The organism is Bacillus sp. BB51/4, assembly GCF_008368845.1.
Taxonomy (GTDB): Bacteria; Bacillota; Bacilli; order Bacillales; family Bacillaceae_G; genus Bacillus_A; species Bacillus_A wiedmannii.
Genome location: NZ_QOSC01000009.1, coordinates 372666 through 390975, shown reverse-complemented (window position 1 = coordinate 390975; position 18310 = coordinate 372666). Strand labels below are relative to the sequence as shown.

The 18310-nt window shown below is 33.3% G+C and carries 18 protein-coding genes and 2 pseudogenes; 11 read left to right on the top strand and 9 right to left on the bottom strand.

The annotated features are described in order from the left end of the window. The first annotated feature begins 8 nt into the window (after window positions 1-8). From DN392_RS13280 to DN392_RS13270, 3 genes and pseudogenes are all read left to right on the top strand, one after another. Window positions 9-356, top strand: a complete 348-nt coding sequence (locus DN392_RS13280) for a DUF4260 domain-containing protein (RefSeq protein WP_001172043.1) — start codon at window positions 9-11, stop codon at window positions 354-356. Window positions 357-379: 23 nt separating this feature from the next. After that, window positions 380-448: pseudogene (locus tag DN392_RS30785) on the top strand (GrpB family protein); the annotation flags it as partial. Window positions 449-591: 143 nt separating this feature from the next. Continuing rightward, window positions 592-1191 (top strand): FMN-binding negative transcriptional regulator, encoded by a 600-nt coding sequence (locus DN392_RS13270; RefSeq protein WP_061672827.1) that lies wholly within the window; start codon window positions 592-594, stop codon window positions 1189-1191. A gap of 73 nt (window positions 1192-1264) precedes the next feature. On the opposite strand, the gene DN392_RS13265 is transcribed toward DN392_RS13270, so the two are convergent. From DN392_RS13265 to DN392_RS13245, 5 genes are all read right to left on the bottom strand, one after another. Further along, complete coding sequence (locus DN392_RS13265) at window positions 1265-1453, bottom strand: Phr family secreted Rap phosphatase inhibitor (RefSeq protein ID WP_061672826.1); 189 nt, start codon at window positions 1451-1453, stop codon at window positions 1265-1267. Beyond that, the gene (locus DN392_RS13260; protein ID WP_061672825.1) at window positions 1450-2544 is read right to left on the bottom strand and encodes a response regulator aspartate phosphatase; all 1095 of its coding nucleotides are present in this window, start codon (window positions 2542-2544) and stop codon (window positions 1450-1452) included. The genes DN392_RS13265 and DN392_RS13260 overlap by 4 nt, the downstream gene beginning before the upstream one ends. A 255-nt stretch (window positions 2545-2799) precedes the next feature. Next, a complete protein-coding gene (locus tag DN392_RS13255) occupies window positions 2800-4266 on the bottom strand; it encodes a protein adenylyltransferase SelO (RefSeq protein ID WP_061672824.1) in 1467 nt (488 codons plus the stop codon). 178 nt (window positions 4267-4444) lie between these two features. Next, a complete protein-coding gene (locus DN392_RS13250) occupies window positions 4445-5443 on the bottom strand; it encodes an NADP-dependent oxidoreductase (RefSeq protein ID WP_064056697.1) in 999 nt (332 codons plus the stop codon). A 110-nt stretch (window positions 5444-5553) separates the two neighbouring features. Then, window positions 5554-5958 carry an ArsR/SmtB family transcription factor gene (locus DN392_RS13245; protein ID WP_048550281.1) on the bottom strand — a complete coding sequence of 135 codons (405 nt, stop codon included), beginning with the start codon at window positions 5956-5958 and terminating at the stop codon, window positions 5554-5556. 508 nt (window positions 5959-6466) lie between these two features. On the opposite strand from DN392_RS13245, the gene DN392_RS13240 reads away from it, so the two are divergent. From DN392_RS13240 to DN392_RS13220, 5 genes and pseudogenes are all read left to right on the top strand, one after another. Beyond that, entirely contained in the window at window positions 6467-8086 is a 1620-nt protein-coding gene (locus tag DN392_RS13240; RefSeq protein WP_088321412.1) for an FAD-dependent oxidoreductase, read from the top strand. Between the two features lie 220 nt (window positions 8087-8306). Continuing rightward, a pseudogene (locus DN392_RS31185) lies at window positions 8307-8678 on the top strand (WXG100 family type VII secretion target); the annotation flags it as partial. A 16-nt stretch (window positions 8679-8694) separates the two neighbouring features. Continuing rightward, entirely contained in the window at window positions 8695-9348 is a 654-nt protein-coding gene (locus DN392_RS13230) for a hypothetical protein (protein WP_000417242.1), read from the top strand. Further along, on the top strand, window positions 9323-10114 hold the full coding sequence (locus DN392_RS13225; protein ID WP_000501776.1) for a hypothetical protein: 792 nt from the start codon (window positions 9323-9325) through the stop codon (window positions 10112-10114). Before DN392_RS13230 ends, DN392_RS13225 begins: the two co-directional genes overlap by 26 nt. A gap of 537 nt (window positions 10115-10651) precedes the next feature. Then, window positions 10652-11596: a glycerophosphodiester phosphodiesterase gene (locus tag DN392_RS13220; RefSeq protein WP_064056694.1), complete on the top strand. Its 945-nt coding sequence runs from the start codon at window positions 10652-10654 to the stop codon at window positions 11594-11596. Between the two features lie 48 nt (window positions 11597-11644). Here DN392_RS13220 and DN392_RS13215 read toward each other — a convergent pair whose 3' ends face one another. The 3 genes from DN392_RS13215 to DN392_RS13205 all read right to left on the bottom strand — a co-directional run bounded on the left by DN392_RS13215 (window position 11645) and on the right by DN392_RS13205 (window position 13770). Beyond that, window positions 11645-12322, bottom strand: a complete 678-nt coding sequence (locus tag DN392_RS13215; RefSeq protein WP_064449759.1) for a YdcF family protein — start codon at window positions 12320-12322, stop codon at window positions 11645-11647. Between the two features lie 93 nt (window positions 12323-12415). After that, a complete protein-coding gene (locus tag DN392_RS13210; protein ID WP_064449758.1) occupies window positions 12416-12925 on the bottom strand; it encodes a DUF3916 domain-containing protein in 510 nt (169 codons plus the stop codon). Window positions 12926-12927: 2 nt separating this feature from the next. Continuing rightward, a complete protein-coding gene (locus tag DN392_RS13205; protein WP_064449757.1) occupies window positions 12928-13770 on the bottom strand; it encodes a LysR family transcriptional regulator in 843 nt (280 codons plus the stop codon). Window positions 13771-13855: 85 nt separating this feature from the next. Between DN392_RS13205 and DN392_RS13200 the strand changes: the two genes are divergently transcribed. Next, window positions 13856-15088: an MFS transporter gene (locus DN392_RS13200; protein WP_064449756.1), complete on the top strand. Its 1233-nt coding sequence runs from the start codon at window positions 13856-13858 to the stop codon at window positions 15086-15088. A gap of 109 nt (window positions 15089-15197) precedes the next feature. Here DN392_RS13200 and DN392_RS13195 read toward each other — a convergent pair whose 3' ends face one another. After that, the gene (locus tag DN392_RS13195; RefSeq protein WP_064056690.1) at window positions 15198-15428 is read right to left on the bottom strand and encodes a hypothetical protein; all 231 of its coding nucleotides are present in this window, start codon (window positions 15426-15428) and stop codon (window positions 15198-15200) included. Window positions 15429-15690: 262 nt separating this feature from the next. Between DN392_RS13195 and DN392_RS13190 the strand changes: the two genes are divergently transcribed. Both DN392_RS13190 and DN392_RS13185 read left to right on the top strand, forming a co-directional pair. Beyond that, on the top strand, window positions 15691-16818 hold the full coding sequence (locus DN392_RS13190) for a serine hydrolase domain-containing protein (RefSeq protein WP_000915182.1): 1128 nt from the start codon (window positions 15691-15693) through the stop codon (window positions 16816-16818). 281 nt (window positions 16819-17099) lie between these two features. Continuing rightward, window positions 17100-18257, top strand: a complete 1158-nt coding sequence (locus DN392_RS13185) for an agmatine deiminase family protein (RefSeq protein ID WP_000724910.1) — start codon at window positions 17100-17102, stop codon at window positions 18255-18257. The last annotated feature ends 53 nt before the right edge of the window (window positions 18258-18310 follow it).

Here is an 18310-nt window from a genome sequence, read left to right as displayed (position 1 = left end):
GATAAAGAATGCAAAAACGTATTGTACATTTTGAAGGACTTGTTGTTTTCTTAGCTACGATTTATACGTATTCGATATATGAATTTAGTTGGATTATATTTTGGGTATTCCTTTTAGCACCGGATTTATCAATGTTAGCGTACGGTATAAATAATCGTGTTGGTGCTAACATTTATAATTTATGTCACACATATATTATATCTATATTAATAGCTATCATAGGTGTCTATTTTAAGATAGATACCGTTATAATGATTGGGTTAATATGGACAGCGCATATTGGAATGGATCGAATGTTTGGATATGGATTGAAATATGAGACGGATTTTAAGGATACTCATATTCAAAGGTTGTAAATTGTATTGGGAAGAGGGATATATTGAAACAGAGAATTACTATCGAAGAATATAACACCAAATGGGAAAGTGAATTTAATAAACTAAGGTCGCATTGATTTTGATTACGTGCGACCTATTTTTTTCGTTATTGAAAGCTGCCACTATAAAATAATGACAAACTGTCCCTGTTGGAAGCTGCGATTACTAAATATAATAAGAAATAAAATAGAAAAGACCGGAAAAGAGGGAGCTTATGTACATACCAAAATATTTCGCAATACAAGATGAAGAGATGAAGTACGAAATAATTGAACAAAATAGCTTTGCGACATTATTTTCTCAACATAATGGGGAACCATATGCAACGCATTTACCGTTGTTATTAAATAGGGAGACTCTAACTTTACATGGCCATTTCGCACGTCCGAATGAACAGTGGAAAGATAGTGAGAATCAAGAAGTATTAGCTGTATTCCAAGGACCACATAGCTACATATCGCCGTCATGGTATGAAACGAACAATGCAGTACCAACTTGGAATTACGTTGCAGTACATGTATATGGAGAGTTGGAAATTGTTGAGGGTGAACAGGAATTAAAAGATTCTCTTCAAGATTTAGTACATACATATGAAAATCCAAAGAGTACCTATTCACTTGATGATGTAGATCCGAATTATATGGCAGGATTAAGTAAAGGGATAGTTGGTTTTAAAATTAAGATTAGTAAAATAGAAGGAAAAGCGAAGTTAAGTCAAAATCATTCTGCGGAAAGAAGAAAATTAGTTGTGGAGAAACTTGAGAAAGTTGGTAGTGAGGGGAGTAGGGGTATTGCGGAGTTGATGAGAAAATAAAGTCTACATGAAAGGGAAATATTCTAAATAAGCGTATTTAAAAAGACCTTCTGAATTGAAGGTCTTTCGTTTTTTAAAGCGCTTTTACAGCTGTTGTTGAGTTATAGTCTTTACTTACGTCAACGGATTGAACAAGGTCAGGTCTTTGTGGTGCCGGGAAATCCGCATGGCCTGCTTGATATGTAAATGAACTACTTAGACCAATAGATACAATACCTAGTACAGATAATCCTAAAACGATAGAACTAATTTTTTTTATCATTTTAAAGCCCCTTTCTCAAACGTTTTTTCTTTTGCTTGTAACGCTTTATGAAAATACTCACTTGCTTTTATATGGTTATTTTCATCGTAAAGTTTAACAGCTAACTTTTCTGAATATTCCTGAGTATAGTTATATAAAGATTCTTTGTCGAAATACGTAATTCCTTCAAGAATAATTTTTTCTAAGTCTTCAGTTGACTCGTTATTGTTAAGGGACTCTAAAATTTTAAAGTGAAGCATATATTCTTCATTGTTAAGTTCTGTACAAATTTTTAATCCTTTTTTAATAAATTCTGAAGCGATATTTATTTCACCAAGTTTAGAATGTTCCCTTGCTTGTAAGAAAATCGCTTTAAAATGCGTAGGCATTTTTGTTGTCACTTCAGATAGATGACGAATAGCTAATGTTGATAAGTTTTGATTAGCATATAGCCAACCTAAGTTATTACGCACTCTTAACAGTAATGATTCTTCATCCTGTTTCTGTAAAATATTGATTGCTGAATTATATTTTTCCTCTGCTTGCTCGTATTGTTTTAAATATACAAATGCTGCACCTAATACGCTTTCACAAGAGGCGACATTCTTTTCATACCCTACAGCTTTTATGAAGAATTCTTTCGCTTTGGTTGCATATTCAATAGCCTCAATTGGCTGGTAGAAATGATAATAGAAAATAGCCATTCGATAATTAAATTCCCCTTTTTCTAGATCATCAGTGGCATTTACCAGTAGTCTCTCAGCTTTTTCATAATGTTCACTTGCTAAATTATAATTTGTTGTTAAAGTAGCATGAATCGCTTTAAATAAATGATAGTAGTAAGAAAGTTGGTGATTAGGTGAAATCGAGTAAGAATCTATCTTATTGAAACTATCTTTTGTGATGCTTAAACCATCAGTTAAAACTTTGAAACGAAAATTTAGTAGAGAATTGTATAATGCTAAGTTTTCCTCTTCTTCAAAGTTTAGTTCCTTTTCCTCAATTTCATGCTTTAAGTTTGTCGCCTGGGACACATCTTGTTTTAGCATAGCTGCATACCAGTCATTAAATAATTTCGTAACTTGTTCATTACCTTGTAGTTGAACGTTCATGAAATCCCCTCGCTTTTTGAATATTCTTATAAATAATACTATCAAAAATAACAATATTTAGAAATGGAATTTTTATTTCTCAATATTTGTTTAACAAGCTTATGAGTAAATTTATTGGAATAGTATGGATTATGTTTTGGATTAAAGAAAGGGCATCGGGGGAGAAGCGTTTTAAAGTTTTAGTTGAGAGGGGAGTATATAAAAAGGGTGCGTTGACACAATTTGTATGAACACACCTTTTTACATATTAAACAATCAAGTCCCACAAAAAGTACGATAAGGGCGATTCGTCGGCGTAGGTGGAACGCAGTATTCTTCTTGATCTGTAGAATACGCATAAGGATTTGATAGAGCCTCAAGAAGTTTCTCCATTACGCTATAGTCGCCATTTGTGACAGCTGCTTCTAGTGCTTCTTCTACGCGATGGTTTCTTGGGATGATTGATGGATTATTATTTTGCATCATTTCGTAGGCATTTTCTTTCGATTCTTCTTGTTTTTCTAATCGAGATTGCCACAGTTTATACCATTCTTTAAATTCAGGGCTATCGAATAGAGGCGTATTTTCTAACGTATCAAGAGTTAATGAACGGAATGTATTTGTGTAATCCGCTTTATATTTCTCCATCATTTTTAAAAGTTGCTCAATAAGTGAGTGATCTTGTTCTTCGTTGCTAAATAGTCCTAATTTCTTTTTCATTCCAAGGAACCACTGTTTTTCATACTGTACGCTAAATTTTGAAATTTCATCTTGAGCAATCTTTAATGCTTCTTCTTCATCTTCGTGTAGGATTGGTATTAAAGATTCAGCTAGTCGCGCGAGGTCCCATGCGGCCATATATGGCTGATTTCCATATGCGTAGCGACCTTGTGTATCAATAGAGCTAAATACGGTTCCTTGGTCGTAATTATCCATAAATGCACAAGGGCCGTAATCAATCGTTTCTCCACTAATTGTTATATTGTCAGTGTTCATTACACCGTGGATAAATCCAACAAGTTGCCATTTAGCGATGAGGCTTGCTTGTTTTTTGATGACTTCTTGTAGCAATGCAGTATATCGGTTTTCATGATCTTCAATTTCTGGGTAATGTCTTTTTATTGTATAGTCAGCTAGCGATTGAAGATCCTCGATTGAGCCGCGAGCTGCAGCATATTGAAATGTGCCGACGCGTATATGGCTACTTGCTACTCTAGTCAAAATAGCTCCAGGTAATTTTGTTTCACGATAGGTTGGTTCACCAGTTGTGACAACTGCTAAACTGCGGGTAGTTGGAATATCAAGTGCATACATTGCTTCGCTAATAATATATTCACGTAGCATCGGACCGAGTGCAGCACGACCATCACCGCGGCGTGAATACGGAGTAGGGCCAGAACCTTTTAGCTGAATGTCAAAACGTTTACCTGAAGGAGTAATTTGTTCACCAATTAAAAGAGCACGACCGTCGCCTAACATATTAAAATGTCCGAATTGATGACCAGCATATGCTTGAGCTAATGGATGAGCTCCTTCTGGGAGTGCATTACCGGCGAAAATAGCAATTTCGGCTTCTTTCTTCAATTCTTCAGGATTAAAGCCAAGAGATATCGCAAGTGAATGGTTTAGCTTAACTAACTCCGGTGAACTTACGGGAGTAGGGGGGATTTCTGTATAAAATGAATGTGGTAAAGTCGCATAACTATTGTCTAAATTCCAACCTGCTTCATTATTTGTAGTCATTTTATCTCCTCCTTGTTTATTTTTTTATTATGTATTTGTACGTATGTATTCTTTGTAAAATTAGCTAAAAGTATAATATGATATTTCCCCTTGCAATCTATTGTAAGGACTTCACTGCACTATGTCTATTTAACAGTAAATATAAAGACCCCATTTTAAGAAAATGGAGTCTTTGTTATTATTTTATTTTTACAATTATTTTTCCCTTTGCTCTTCCGGCCTCTGAATATTCCATTGCTTTTTGAGCATCTTCAAAAGGGAAAACTTGATCGATTACAGGTTTGATTTTTCCGGCTTCAATATAGTTTGCAATAGTGCGTAATTGATCGCCGCTTGGCTTCATAAATAAAAATGAATATTGAGCATTATGCTTCTTTTCAAGTGCAGTAAGTTTTTTACTTGCTAATGAAAATAAGAGTGTTTTGAAAAATCCTGAACCGAATTCTTTACCGAATCGAGCATTCGGCATACCTGAAACAGAAACAATGTTGCCACCGCTTTTTATAATATTGAATGATTTTTCAAGTGTTGTCCCGCCGATTGTATCAAATACCGCATCATAATTTGTTAGCATATCTTCAAATTTTTCTGTTGTGTAATTAATAATTTCATCTGCACCAAGTGACTTTACTAAATTCGCACCAGCTTCACTAGCAGTCGTCGTAACGGTAGCACCCATTATTTTTGCTAACTGAATTGCGAAAGTACCAACACCACCAGATCCAGCGTGAATTAAAATCTTCTGTCCTTTTTGTAATTGCATGATGTCATGTAAAGCTTGATAAGATGTTAAGCCAACGAGTGGAATCGACGCCGCTTCCTCAAAACTTAAATTTTTTGGTTTTAAAGCTATATCATCTTCATGAATGGCTATATACTCCGCGAAAGTACCAATCTTATTTTTTCTTGGACGAGCATATATTTCATCACCGACTTTAAAACGAGTTACTTTTGATCCAACCTTCGTGATGACACCGGAAAAGTCATTCCCAAGGATTAGAGGCATTTCATATTTCAGTAACATTTTAACTTTTCCATCACGTATTTTAAAATCAATTGGGTTAATACTAGCTGCATGAATTTCTGCGAGCAATTCATACTCATTTATTTCAGGAGTAGGTACCTCGGCCATACGCATTGGAACTTTTCCGTACTTATCAATTATCATCGCTTTCATTTCTTATACCTCCAAATTTCAATAAAGTGAAACTTTAATCAGTGGGGGATTCTCCATCCCCCACTGATTATTAGCCCTCACCAATCGGACTTTTATGGGCAGTTGATCCCCTATCTAAATTCTTTGCTTTCGCTGAATTCTGAGGTGGGGGTCTTACTGCCCGTTAAAGTGGGATAAAAGTTGTGCAATAGCTTTTCAATATCTAATACAAGATTTTTTAATAAACTTAATTTTGTACGTATATCAATATAATAAAAGTTTTTTGTACCTTCTTTTCGCATTAAAATAATACCGGCTTCTCGTAAAATTCTAAGGTGATGTGATACTGCTGGTCGAGAAAGATGTGTTTGTTTCGTAATTTCGCCTACACGTAATCCGGTTTGACATTCTGTTTCCATTAGAACTAACAAAATAGCTTGCCGTGTTTCATCACCAATTGCCAATAACACTTTTTGTGAATCAATAAAATCTCTTTTTATAATATTTAATTGTTCTTGTTTATTCATTTCAATCACTTTACCTCCTGCTAATTAGTCGAAAGGTTTAAGATGATGGACCATTACTTCGATACGATAATGCTACATGATTGTTGTATGAGCTGCAATATTGGGAAAGAAAATCGAGACGAATGAATTTTTTATGTTGAAAATTATAGGGAGATAGAAAAGGGATTAGAAGGACTACATAACACAATAGATGAAGTTTTAAAAACAAAAAATGATGTAACAATAAAATAAGCTGTTGTAACCTTATATAATCCATAAGGTTACAACAGCTTATAATATTTGTATTATCGTTGATTTTTACGATAGAACATGGTTCAACGTAAAGTAAGTTCTTTTGTTTTACATTTTCATACAGACACAATTTAGGTGGGTTATAGATGTATGAAAATGTAAAAGTGTTTTGGGGCGTAATCTATCTATATGATAATTCAAAATGAAATATAAGTCTATATTTTAATGTTTTTTTTGATTATATTTATATCACTGAGCTCAGAACAATGATGTGGAGGGTAAATTTATGAAATCGAATGATGTACCAGTTTTAATTGTTGGAGGAGGATTATCAGGATTAGCATCTGCGCTATTCCTTGCAAAACATAACATGGAGTACTTACTTATTGAAAGGCATCCGTCTACTGCCATTCATCCGAAAGCAGGCGGTCTTACTTTCCGTACAATGGAGTTATTTCGAGAATTAGGTTTGGAACAAAGAATTAAATTGGAAGGTAAAGCATTAGAGAACTGCCGAGGAAGAATAGTAGTTCATACAATAGCTGAGGCGAATAAAGAAGAATTGGAACAAATGAGAGCGACGCAATACGGAAGCGATGAAGAGTTACTTCAAAAAATAGAAAAGATTAGTCCATCAAAACAAACTGCGTGTTATCAAATAATTTTAGAAGAGATGATGTTACAAGAAGCGAAAACGCTAGGCGGGCAACTATCTTTTTATCATGAATTAGTTTCATTTGAACAAAATGAAAACGGGGTAAAAGCAACGATTCGAAATCGTGAAACAGAAAAAGAAAGTGTCATACATTGTGACTATGTAATTGCAGCAGATGGAGCGAATAGTAAAATACGTGAGCAACTAGGGATAAGTACTGAGGGACGAGGTACAATCGGTGGCTATTATATGAATATTTATTTTGAAGCGGATTTAAGTGTGTTTATACAAGGAGATGCATTTGGTTTTACTATGGTACTTCATCCGGAAGTACTTGGTGCGCTTATACCAGTTGATAACAAAAGAAAATGGATTTACCATGTATCCTACGATCCATTAAAAGTAGAGGGACCAGAGGATTTCACTATAGAACGCTGTAAACAAATTATTCAAACCGCAATTGGAAGCACAAATGTTGAGCCAGAAATAGTAAGTGTTTTACCGTGGGAAGCGACTGAAAGTACTGCTACAAAATTTCAAGATAATCGCATTTTTTTAGTTGGTGATTCTGCCCATATTATGCCGCCAACTGGAGGATTTGGTTCAAATACAGGCATACAAGATGCGCATAACTTAGCTTGGAAATTAGCGGCTGTTATAAAAGGGAAAGCAAATCCAAAATTGTTAGAAACATATCATAAAGAGAGATATCCTGTTGCAAAATTAACGACAGATTATGCGAGTAGTTTACTGTTTCATGCGGCGAATAGAGAAGAAGGTAGTTTAAATAATATGGACGGTTTAGCTGTTACAGTTGGATATCAGTATTGTTCAGAGGCGATTATAGATGACTCAGTCACTCCACATAGAATGGATAGCGTAGAGTTGAACGGGAGACCTGGAACGCGAGCGCCACACTTTTTTGGAACATATGATGGGAAAGAAATTTCAATACTTGATTTATTGGGTAACGATTTTGTATTACTTACTATAGCAGAAAATCGTACTTGGGCTGAGTGTGTACAGAATGTTTCATCTACATTAGGAATAAATATAAAATTTTATAGCGTTGGTTTAAGGGGAGACTTTATTGCTCAAGAAGATATTTTTAGTAAATTATATGGGATAGAGAATGGAGGAGCTGTATTAATTAGACCAGATGGCTTTATAGGATGGCGTTCGGAAAAAGAGGTAGTAAATCTAGATGTAGTGCTTGAAGAGGTAATGGTTAATTTATTATGTGATTTTTAAGTAACTAAGGAAGTATTGTCTTTTATAGGACGATACTTCTTTTTTTAGCTTAAAAAATAAAGATTGTGTAGTGAAGAGACATTATTATTATAAAAATATATGTAAATTAATTCTCTTTCTTTTTGTTGTTATTAGAATTTTTTTAGTTTTTAGATATAAGTGTTGGCAATTACTAGATTGAATCATTTTTTTATTGTATTATATTTCCTAGAGATTACATACTACATTACCTCTAGCCGAAGTAAAGCAAATAGACGATGTAAAAAGACATATTTTATCACCAAAAGAATTTCTTAAAGATTGATTAAAATTAAAAACAAGTGCTTTAGGCTATGCAGCAATTGGGGTTGGTACAACTGCTGTAAGTGCCTTTGCGGGAGCCAAAGCAGGTGCATTGGTTGGAACTTTTTTGGGAGGTCCAATCGGAACTGTTGCTGGAGCTTGTATTGGCTTTGGTGTTTCTATAGGAGCTAGTATAGTAACAGATGGAATTAAGTTTAACAAAGGTGATTGGAATCATGATGGTAAACAGGATTCGATAAAAGATAGAGTTAAATCTGGAATCGGAGCAGTTTTAGATAAAATTTTTTAGTTTTTGGGAGATTAATATGGAAAAATACCACGGAAAGAGCACGGAACAAATTATTCAGAAATTGATGCCTGGCAGTGTAAGATCGAGTGTCGTTATGGTATGGGTAGTTATTAATTTTATGATTTTAACCCCATTTTTATTTCCTCCAACCTTTACTATATACTTATATGTAATTTTACCTTTTCTTTTCATTGCTAATATATGGGGGGGATGGGTATTTTTTTGTAAACCAAATGAGCCAAGGTTGGTACACATTTTATATAATGGATTTATGGGAATAACTTTTTCTTTTGGAAGCTTTATAGTGATTCAAAAGATTGCATATACTTTTATTGAAATTGAAACACCTCTGTTTTTTATTGTTACTTTTGTGCTTTACATTTTTACAATTTATAAATTGATTTCTATTGGAGTGAAAAGTTTTTTAAAGCGATTAAACAATGAAGAAAATGACAATATAAAAATTTCTCCAATTGTTTATTTATCAGGATTGGGATATGTTATTGGACAAATATGTATAGGTACATTATCACAAAACGGTTTAGCGACGGTCTTAATTTTAGTCTTTTCTTTATTGGCTGTTGTGTGTAGTGTATATGGCGTATACATATGGGTATATGTTGATTTGAAGAGGAAGGAAATGGATGGGATGCATAATGGACAAATATAATGGCAACAACATAGTGAATTGTATACGAATATTAATACCATTTGATATAAGGAATGTAGTAGGGGCCTTTATGTGGGTTATCATGAATTTTATGCTACTTATCATTTTATTCATATTTCCACCGTTCAATATATACTCCTACGTAGCCTTACCATTTTATGTGATATGTAATCTATGGGGGATTTGGGTTTCCATTTATAAGCCCCGGCAGTCTCAGTTGCAACATTTACTATATTCTGGATTTGTTTCATTAAGTATTTCATTTTGTAGTTTTATAGCTGTGCAAAAGTTAGCTTACGAATTCGTAAAAATAGAGTCGCCTTTATTTTTTATTTTATCGCTTATTGCATATAGTTTAATTGTTTATAAATCTGAATTATTCTGGATTAAATATTTTACAGCCCGCTTAAGAGGGACAACGGATCAAGATGTAAAAATCCCTAAAATTGTATTTTTTTCAAGTTTAGGTTATATGATTGGTCAAATTAGTATTGGAATTTTGAGCCAAAAGGCTATGGCTATTTTATTAATCATTCTCTTCTCATTTTTTTCCGTTGTGTTCTTAGCTCTAAGTACACATGTATATTTTTACTTTGATTTTAGAAAACAAGGTATTACTTCGGGACATTTAAAAGAATTACATTCTCAAAAGAAACCTAAATTGTCAAGGAAGGAAAGGAGACAATCCGTGGCTGCTTCGGGACATGTAAATATACCACATTCTCAAAAGAAACCTAAACTTGCAAGAAAGGATATACGAAATTAAGAATTTGTAATTAAGTAAAACCTAGATTTACGTAAATATCACGTCAAATGACAATAGAATTTTATCTTGTATGAATGGAAATTAAAGAAGTTAGATAGGAATTAGGCTGTACAGAAAATTCGATGTGTTCAAATACTAATTAGTATAAGATAGATATATAACTTATACTGATTAAAGCTTTACCGTACTGAAAAAATAATATTCACAAATTTTAATAGGTTTGGTATGATTAATTTCGACAAGTTAATCGAGGCCGGAGATATTTGAGATAAGCCATAAATTTATTTAGGGGTACAGAAGTGTCCTCTAAATAAATTATGGCTTTTTTTATTGGATGAACCGTACACAATAGGGAAGTTACATGTGGAAAGGAGGGGTATAGAAAATAAATAGTTTTCTATATTAATAACATAAGGAAAGTATATTCGTAAGACTGAAATTTTAATATAAGCTTATAAAAATAATGAAAATATATCTTCTATTTCGTGTAAATCTCATTAACTTGTTGAAATTTACAACGTAGGAAGGGTTAGAAGGATGAGAAAAATTATTAGCGTGTTAGTTATTTTCTTTATGACGGGAAGTATCTTTGCTGGGGGAGCTGTTCATGCGAAAGCAGAAGGAAAGCATGAGTGGAATACGAATAAGTTTTTAAATATTGCACATCGCGGAGCAAGTGGACATGCACCTGAGCATACTTTTGCTTCTTATGATCTTGTGAAAAAAATGAAAGCGGATTATTTGGAGTTAGATATTCAATTAACTAAGGATGGCCAATTAATTGCAATGCATGATACAGCAGTTGATCGCACTACAAATGGAACAGGTGAAGTACGAGATAAAACATTAAGTGAAATAAAAAGCTTAGATGCAGGATCTTGGTTCAATAAAGCTTATCCAGAAAAGGCTAAGCAAGAGTACGTTGGTCAAAAGGTTCCGACTCTTGAAGAAATCTTCCAAAAGTACGGAAGAAGCATGAAGTATTACATTGAAACAAAATCACCAGATGTGTATCCAGGAATGGAAGAGAAATTATTAGCTTTATTAAAAAAATATAATTTAGTAGGTCAAAACATGTCTTCTAGCCGTGTTATGATTCAATCATTTAGTAAAGACAGTTTAACAAAGATTCATAGTATGAATAAAAATATTCCGTTAGTTCAACTGCTTTGGTATTATCCAAATGAAAACAATGAGATTGTTGAATGGTCTGGTATTACACATGAACCGAAAAGTGTAACGAATGATGATTTTCAAGAAATTAAAAAATATGCAGTTGGTATTGGACCGAACTTACGTAATGATAACGGAGAATTAATTATTGATGAGTCATATATGAAAATGGCTAGGAAAAATGGACTGTTAATTCACCCGTATACAATTAACGAGAAACCAGATATGAGATTGTTAATGAAATGGGGTGCTACAGGAATGTTTACAAATTATCCAGATCGATTACATAGTGTGTTAAAAGAAAGATAAGTAAGATAGCATAAAAGGTATACCGACGTTGTGGTATACCTTTTTCTATTATGCTAGATTATAGTAGTAGGATACATATTCTTCTAAGCCTTGAACTTCTTTTTCAGGTGGCTCAATGCCGCCTTTTCTACCGTAGCAAACATTTCTCAAGTATTCTCCAAAAATCATAGAGCGGCTTTTCTTATTTTCCATCCAATTATATCTATTAATTATAAACTCACCATCGAAATTTGTATCAAATGTATATGGGATACAAGTAATTGTTTTAGGTAAATGTTTTTTTAATACTCTATATTGTCGACCAGCTCCTAAACTTTTACATACAAAGAGTAATCGATTAATCTTTGTGAAATCAAAAATCTTTTTCGCTTCCATTACATTAGCGATAGAATGGAGGGAGTTTGTCTCGAATATAATAACGTCTTTTGGTACGCCATGTTCCATTAATTTATTTACAATTACTTCTGCTTCTGATAAATCCCCGTAATTCCAGCTCGGATGTTTCATGCCATGCAAACTAGTACCGCCTGTAACGATAATTTGGTTTCCTAAGCCTTGTTGATAAGCTTTTAGAGGGGCTTGCCAATTGCCAGGATGAGAACCGCCAAAAACGAAAATGGCATCACATTTTTGTGGTGTGGTTTCTTTTAGAAAAGTGATTTCTGTAATTTGATCGATTTGTTTTTTCGTAAGAGTAGGGACATCAGGATATTTAGGGATTACCATTTGAAAACCTCCTATATAGTAAAATGATAAATTCATTATATAGCGATTTTATTAAGTAGAAAAAGAGAAGCTTTTTATTTGAAAGTTCCCCTTTTAAGATAACTCTCCAACAAACCAAATCTCTTTTTCATAGATTGCATCCTCATCATAAATGACTTCTTGAAAGTGTAACATTTGGACAGTAGGACAAATTGAAATTCCCCATGTTTCCCAAAAATCAATTTCATTCGAAAGAAGTATCCATTTTTGAAATTCATTATTTCTAGTGAAAAATTTATGAAAGTAGTCATCGTTTTTGAATACGATAATTTGCGATCTCCATAAATTCTCTATAGAAATTAAAGTAATAACTCGATATGTATGTGTATCACTCGGTTTTATTTTTATTAAATGATTTACTCGATCTATTAAGGTTTGTATACATAATCGTTTTACTTTTCTAGGTGTTTTATGAGACTCGATAAAAGCTTGAGAAACTGGTAAGGGCATATACCAATATTCATCGTCACAGAAAGCAGAAGGGAACGTTTTTGTATGTTCTTCAATTCGCTTTATCATCGTGTTAGTTTTACGCTTCATACCACGTATTTTCTTTTCACGCATTGTTAAATCATCTCCATAAATTTTTGTAATGCAGCTGAGTGATATATATCGTTTCTAGTAATAAAAGTAGTAGGAACTTTTTTGAATCTATTTGGTAAAGGATTGAATGATAGGTCATGTTCATGCTCCTTTAAAATTGATTTCATCATAATCGCTACGCCCATACCTGATTTTACACATGCAAGTATCGCTTCAATTGTTCCGAATTCTAATACTCGTTTAGGCGAGATGTCTTCTTCTTGAAGCCAGTCTTCTAATAAACTTCTATAATAGCACCCGTGACTAAAGGCAAGTAAATTCATGTCTCCTATGTCTTTAAAGGAGGATAAAGGTTTTTTACTAATGAGAACTAATTCTTCTTCCCGAAAGACACTTGTATGAAGTTCAGCGTGCTGAGTAGAGCCAGCTATAAACGCTCCGTCTAGTTTTCTTTCTAACACTAGCCTAATTAGTTGTTCGGTCGTATTTGTTTCTAAAATCAATTCGACTTTTGGGTGTTTCTCATAGTAGGCCGTTAATATAGAGGGAAGCCTTACCGCAGTTGTAGATTCTGTACATCCAATTTTCAACGTGCCCTTTGGCTCAGTTCCATTACTTTGAACCGCTTTTATAGATTGATCCATTAAGTGGATAATTTGTTTAGCGTATGTTAATAAAATCTCACCGTTAGAAGTTAAAGTTACACCTTTTCCGTTACGGTAAAATAAAGGCACGCCTAATTCATTTTCTAGTTGTTTCATACGCATTGTTACGCCTGATTGTACATAGTTCAAATTTTTAGCTGCGTGAGAAATATTATTTTCCTTCGCAACTTCGTAAAATACAGTTAAATCTTTTATGTCCACGTATCATCCCTCCGAAAAGGTATCAATTTTTTTGATGGATTATATGATGAATCTTTATTTTATATGATATCAGAACTTTCATACAATGGAAGTGGGTGGAGGGATGATTGTGTTAATCGAAGAAAGGATGAAAAGTACTTATAAGTGGATGATGTTAATTGTTGCGACGATTGCTCAAACAACAGCGACACTTATAACGTATGGTGTTGGAGTTTTGGCGTTATTTTGGAAAGAAGAATATGAGCTTACGAATATGGAGAGTGGATTGTTAGTAAGTGTTGTAAATGTTGGACCATTATTTTGTATGCTTTTTGTTGGGCGGCTACTTGATCAATATAATGAAAAGTTGTTAATTTCTATAAGTTCATTTTTGCTAGGAGGTTCGCTTTTACTAACCAATATAGTAAGTGGATTTAATGGACTGTTATTTGTACTTTTATTAGTAGGAATGTTTTATAGTGTTTCCCAGCCAGGAGGAAGTAAAGTGATTTTAAAATGGTTCTCAAAAGAAAATCGTGGATTAGCGATGGGAATAAGGCAAGCTGGTATACCGATTGGTGGTGCGTTAGCGGGAGTGTTAATCCCTTTTCTTACGATACAATATAATGTGACTTACGCGATAAATAGTATGGCATGCATTTGTATAATTGGAGGTTTATTATTTTTTATGTTTTATAAAGAGCCATATGCTCAGGAGGAAGTAAGGAAAGAACATATTAAAATTTCTTTTTGGACGCAGCTAAAAGTAGTGATATGCAAAAAAGAGTTGTATCCAATTTATATAACGGGGATTTGCATGATTTCATTGCAAATGGTGTTAGTTGGGCACTTTATGAAATTTCTAGTAAGGGAACAATCAATTCCATCTATTGTAGCCGGAACAATATTTTCGGTTATGTTTTTTTCTGGAATGATTGGCCGTGTTATATTAGCAGCTATTAGTGATTTGTTTTATAAGGGGAATCGGCACATACCTTTATTTATAGCTGTCTGCGCTTCTATCGGTTTGATTCTATTGTTAGTAATGTGCATACATACAGTAACGAGTGGAGTATTATATGGTATAAGTGCATTGTTAGGCTTCTTTTCGATTGGTTGGTTTAGTCTTTTTATCGTCGAAGTTGCTGAATTGGCAAGTGAAGAACGTGTTGGAATAACAGTTAGTTTGGCACTGACATTCAATCAAATTGCGATTATTGTTGCACCTGTTTTATTTGGTTATATTGTAGATGAAAAAGGCTATACGTATGCGTGGTTATGTATAGTGGTATTACTATGTATCTCGGCAGTGAGTTTATATAGTAAAAACAAAAAATAAAAGAAAGTTAGTAATGTAAATTTTATATGAAGAAAATCTAAAGAAATGCCGAATGTGCGACATTTCTTTTTTATATGTTATATAATCAAAAAATAAATGAGATTTGTTTTCAATGACGTTCATTGCCTCTTTTGAAATTACCTGTTACTTTAGCCATAATGAGTTGTTTTTCTGTATCGTTATGTGCATGATTTATTTTGTTTAAAAATTTTTCAGCATCATTTCCTTTTAATATTTTAATTTGTTTTCCGTAATATTCAATTAAAACTATGTTATTTTTTGTTACTCTGTAATGGAACATCATATCATTTAAACGATTGTGTTTATCGGTATTTTTCATCGTAACAACTCCATTTCTTATTATGTGTAACAAATGTTACATAAGCTGTTGAAATTATAGTAGGGTGTATCCGATTGTAAGGTGGAAATTTTGCAAGAAAGAAATACAATAGAGAGTAGCCAAAAACTGAATATGAGAAAAAGGAATCTAGTTTAAATAGGTGAATAATAGATAGATAATATTATGAAATATTTGAAAATTAAAAGATATAGAATAGAATGGATGCGCGTTAAGTGAAACTAGATAAAAGAGGGTTCCTATTATGCTAAAGAAATGGTTAATTGTTTTCTTTATTTTTGCTATTTTTTGTGGGAGTGTCGTTGCACTAATACATGTAAATAAAGGTAAGAAATATGATATAAAGGCATTTTCTAATTTAAATAGTAAGCAAAAGGACGGTATGCAAGAAGTTGATGCAAATGAAAAAAAGCGCTATGAAGTTGTAGCTGGAAAACTAGATCAATATTTAAAAGAAAAAGGATTTAATGGGAGTGTTCTTGTAGCTAGTAAAGATCATGTGATTTTACGAAAAGGTTATGGGTATGCGAATGTGAAAGATAAAGTAGTCACGACGCCAAGAACGAAATATCGTATTGGTTCTATTACGAAAACAGTAGTTGCAATATCTATTATGCAACTAAAAGAAAAAGGGAAATTAAACATTGAAGACAATGTAAATAAGTATATTTCTTCATTTCCGGCAGATAAAAACATTACGTTACGAAATTTGTTAACACATACGTCTGGGTTGCCAGATCAGGGACAAGGTAGGGTTGATGCGGCGTCACGATTAAAGTTAGTAACGTGGATTGGTGCACAAAAATTGCAATTTCCTGCAGGGACTGGGTGGAAATATACAGATTATAATTATATGGTGCTTGCGTATATTGTAGAAAAGATATCGAATAAACCGCTCGCTGAATATGTGAAAGAAAATATTTTTACGCCTGTTGAAATGCATGAATCAGGAATGGGGGCTACCCTTCCTGAAGATATTTTCTTAGCAGAAGGTTATACGAAAAAAGATAATGAGTTAATAGCTGCACCCCGCTTAAAAATGAATTGGTTGTATGGGTGTGGTGAAATGTATACGACTGTTGAAGATATGAAAAGATTAGATGAGGCTATTATGGATGGAAAACTGCTGTCTAAACAAAGTGTATTAGATATGTTTACTGCATCACCTGTAAGAAAATATGGATTTAGTTTCTATACTAATCCAGATTATTATCATAATCATGGTGTATTAGCTGGTTGGAATACATTTAATAATTTTAACCGGGATAAACGAACGTTTGTAATATTATTCTCTAACGTACAAAATGATATGAATGATACGTTTAATCAGGAGTTTAGGAAAATGGCGAATGATTTAATAGAAGGAAAATAATAATTTGTAAATCGGTATTGATATGTAATTATCAATACCGATTTTTTATTTGGGAAATTTCAATGAAGAAGTAACTATGAAGAGGGATTATTAGAATAATTTTATATAGGAAGTTAAATGATATGTATGTTAAATATAGGAAAGTTGCTGCGTGAAGTTCATCTGTTCGTATTGAATTTATGCGTAAGATTAATTGTTAAATTTTACATCTACAAAAAAGCTTGAGCTTCACACTATGTGAAGCTTTACATTATTGGAGACAAGAACAGGAGGTTTACAAAATGAAAAAAATAGTAAAGTTTTGCTTAATGGCTACATTATCTACAACGATTATTAGTGGATGCTCTTTTGAGGGGAATAATGAAAATGCTAAAGGGAAAGAGAGTGAAAAAGTAGAGGTACAGAAAAATGCTGGGAAATATACGATGCCAGATGAAAAAGATAAACATGAAGGTACATGGCTACAATGGCCTCATGAATTTACATATGGTGAAGAGTATAAGCAGGAAGTGGAACCGATTTGGATTAAGATGGCAAGTGCATTAACTGAAGGTGAAAAAGTCCACATTGTTGCATACGATGAGGAGGAGAAAGAGCGCATTAATAAGCTTTTGATAGATAAAGGACTGAATATGGATAAAATTGATTTCTTTATCTCGCCTACTGATGATGTATGGGCAAGGGATAGTGGACCAATTTTTGTTTATGACAATAATAAAAATCTCAAAATATTAGATCCAGCATTTAATGGTTGGGGGAAGAAAACTCCTTATAAAAATGATGCTCGTATACGTGAGAATGTTAGTAAACAATCAGGGATTGAAAGAATTGATTGGGGAAAGTTTGTCCTTGAAGGTGGTGCAATTGAATTAGACAGTAATGGGACTGCTTTATTAACCCGGAGTGCTGTGACGAATAAAAATAGAAATCCTGATTTATCAGAAAAGGACATTGAAACATATATTAGTGATCTTGGGGTAACAAACTTTATTTGGTTAGACGGAGTGCCTAATTTAGATATTACTGACTTTCATATTGATGGATTTGCTAAATTCCATGGTAAATCTACGATTGTAACGATGAAAGAAGATGACCTAGCCGAATGGGGTTTGTCAAACAAGGATATGGATGCATTGTTAGATGCAAAAAATGCGTCAGGACAGAAATATAAGTATGAATACTTACCTCTTAGTAAAGATAAAGTTACTTTAGAAAATGGAAAAGTTCTCGATTATAAGGGGTCGTATATTAATTATTATATTGGGAATACAGTTGTATTGGTGCCTAATTATAATGATCCGAATGATAAAATCGCAAACGATACGATTCAGAAGTTATATCCAGATCGTAAAGTAGTTGGTATTGATGTGAGAGAGCTTTATAAAAATGGCGGCATGATTCATTGTGTTACACAGCAACAACCGATTCAATTGAAATAATCGATTGAAATTCAGCAACCTTCCGACAAAATAGGTACATTGTTACCTTTATC

Bases quoted from the DNA above. Each gene is read 5' to 3' on its own strand.
- DN392_RS13265 (WP_061672826.1), bottom strand. From the start codon at position 1,453: ATGATAAAAAAAATTAGTTCTATCGTTTTAGGATTATCTGTACTAGGT.
- DN392_RS13215 (WP_064449759.1), bottom strand. From the start codon at position 12,322: ATGGTAATCCCTAAATATCCTGATGTCCCTACTCTTACGAAAAAACAA.
- DN392_RS13190 (WP_000915182.1), top strand. From the start codon at position 15,691: ATGCTAAAGAAATGGTTAATTGTTTTCTTTATTTTTGCTATTTTTTGT.
- DN392_RS13270 (WP_061672827.1), top strand. From the start codon at position 592: ATGTACATACCAAAATATTTCGCAATACAAGATGAAGAGATGAAGTAC.
- DN392_RS13240 (WP_088321412.1), top strand. From the start codon at position 6,467: ATGAAATCGAATGATGTACCAGTTTTAATTGTTGGAGGAGGATTATCA.
- DN392_RS13250 (WP_064056697.1), bottom strand. From the start codon at position 5,443: ATGAAAGCGATGATAATTGATAAGTACGGAAAAGTTCCAATGCGTATG.
- DN392_RS13195 (WP_064056690.1), bottom strand. From the start codon at position 15,428: ATGAAAAATACCGATAAACACAATCGTTTAAATGATATGATGTTCCAT.
- DN392_RS13255 (WP_061672824.1), bottom strand. From the start codon at position 4,266: ATGACTACAAATAATGAAGCAGGTTGGAATTTAGACAATAGTTATGCG.
- DN392_RS13220 (WP_064056694.1), top strand. From the start codon at position 10,652: ATGAGAAAAATTATTAGCGTGTTAGTTATTTTCTTTATGACGGGAAGT.
- DN392_RS13230 (WP_000417242.1), top strand. From the start codon at position 8,695: ATGGAAAAATACCACGGAAAGAGCACGGAACAAATTATTCAGAAATTG.
- DN392_RS13210 (WP_064449758.1), bottom strand. From the start codon at position 12,925: ATGCGTGAAAAGAAAATACGTGGTATGAAGCGTAAAACTAACACGATG.
- DN392_RS13260 (WP_061672825.1), bottom strand. From the start codon at position 2,544: ATGAACGTTCAACTACAAGGTAATGAACAAGTTACGAAATTATTTAAT.
- DN392_RS13185 (WP_000724910.1), top strand. From the start codon at position 17,100: ATGAAAAAAATAGTAAAGTTTTGCTTAATGGCTACATTATCTACAACG.
- DN392_RS13225 (WP_000501776.1), top strand. From the start codon at position 9,323: ATGGGATGCATAATGGACAAATATAATGGCAACAACATAGTGAATTGT.
- DN392_RS13280 (WP_001172043.1), top strand. From the start codon at position 9: ATGCAAAAACGTATTGTACATTTTGAAGGACTTGTTGTTTTCTTAGCT.
- DN392_RS13200 (WP_064449756.1), top strand. From the start codon at position 13,856: ATGGAAGTGGGTGGAGGGATGATTGTGTTAATCGAAGAAAGGATGAAA.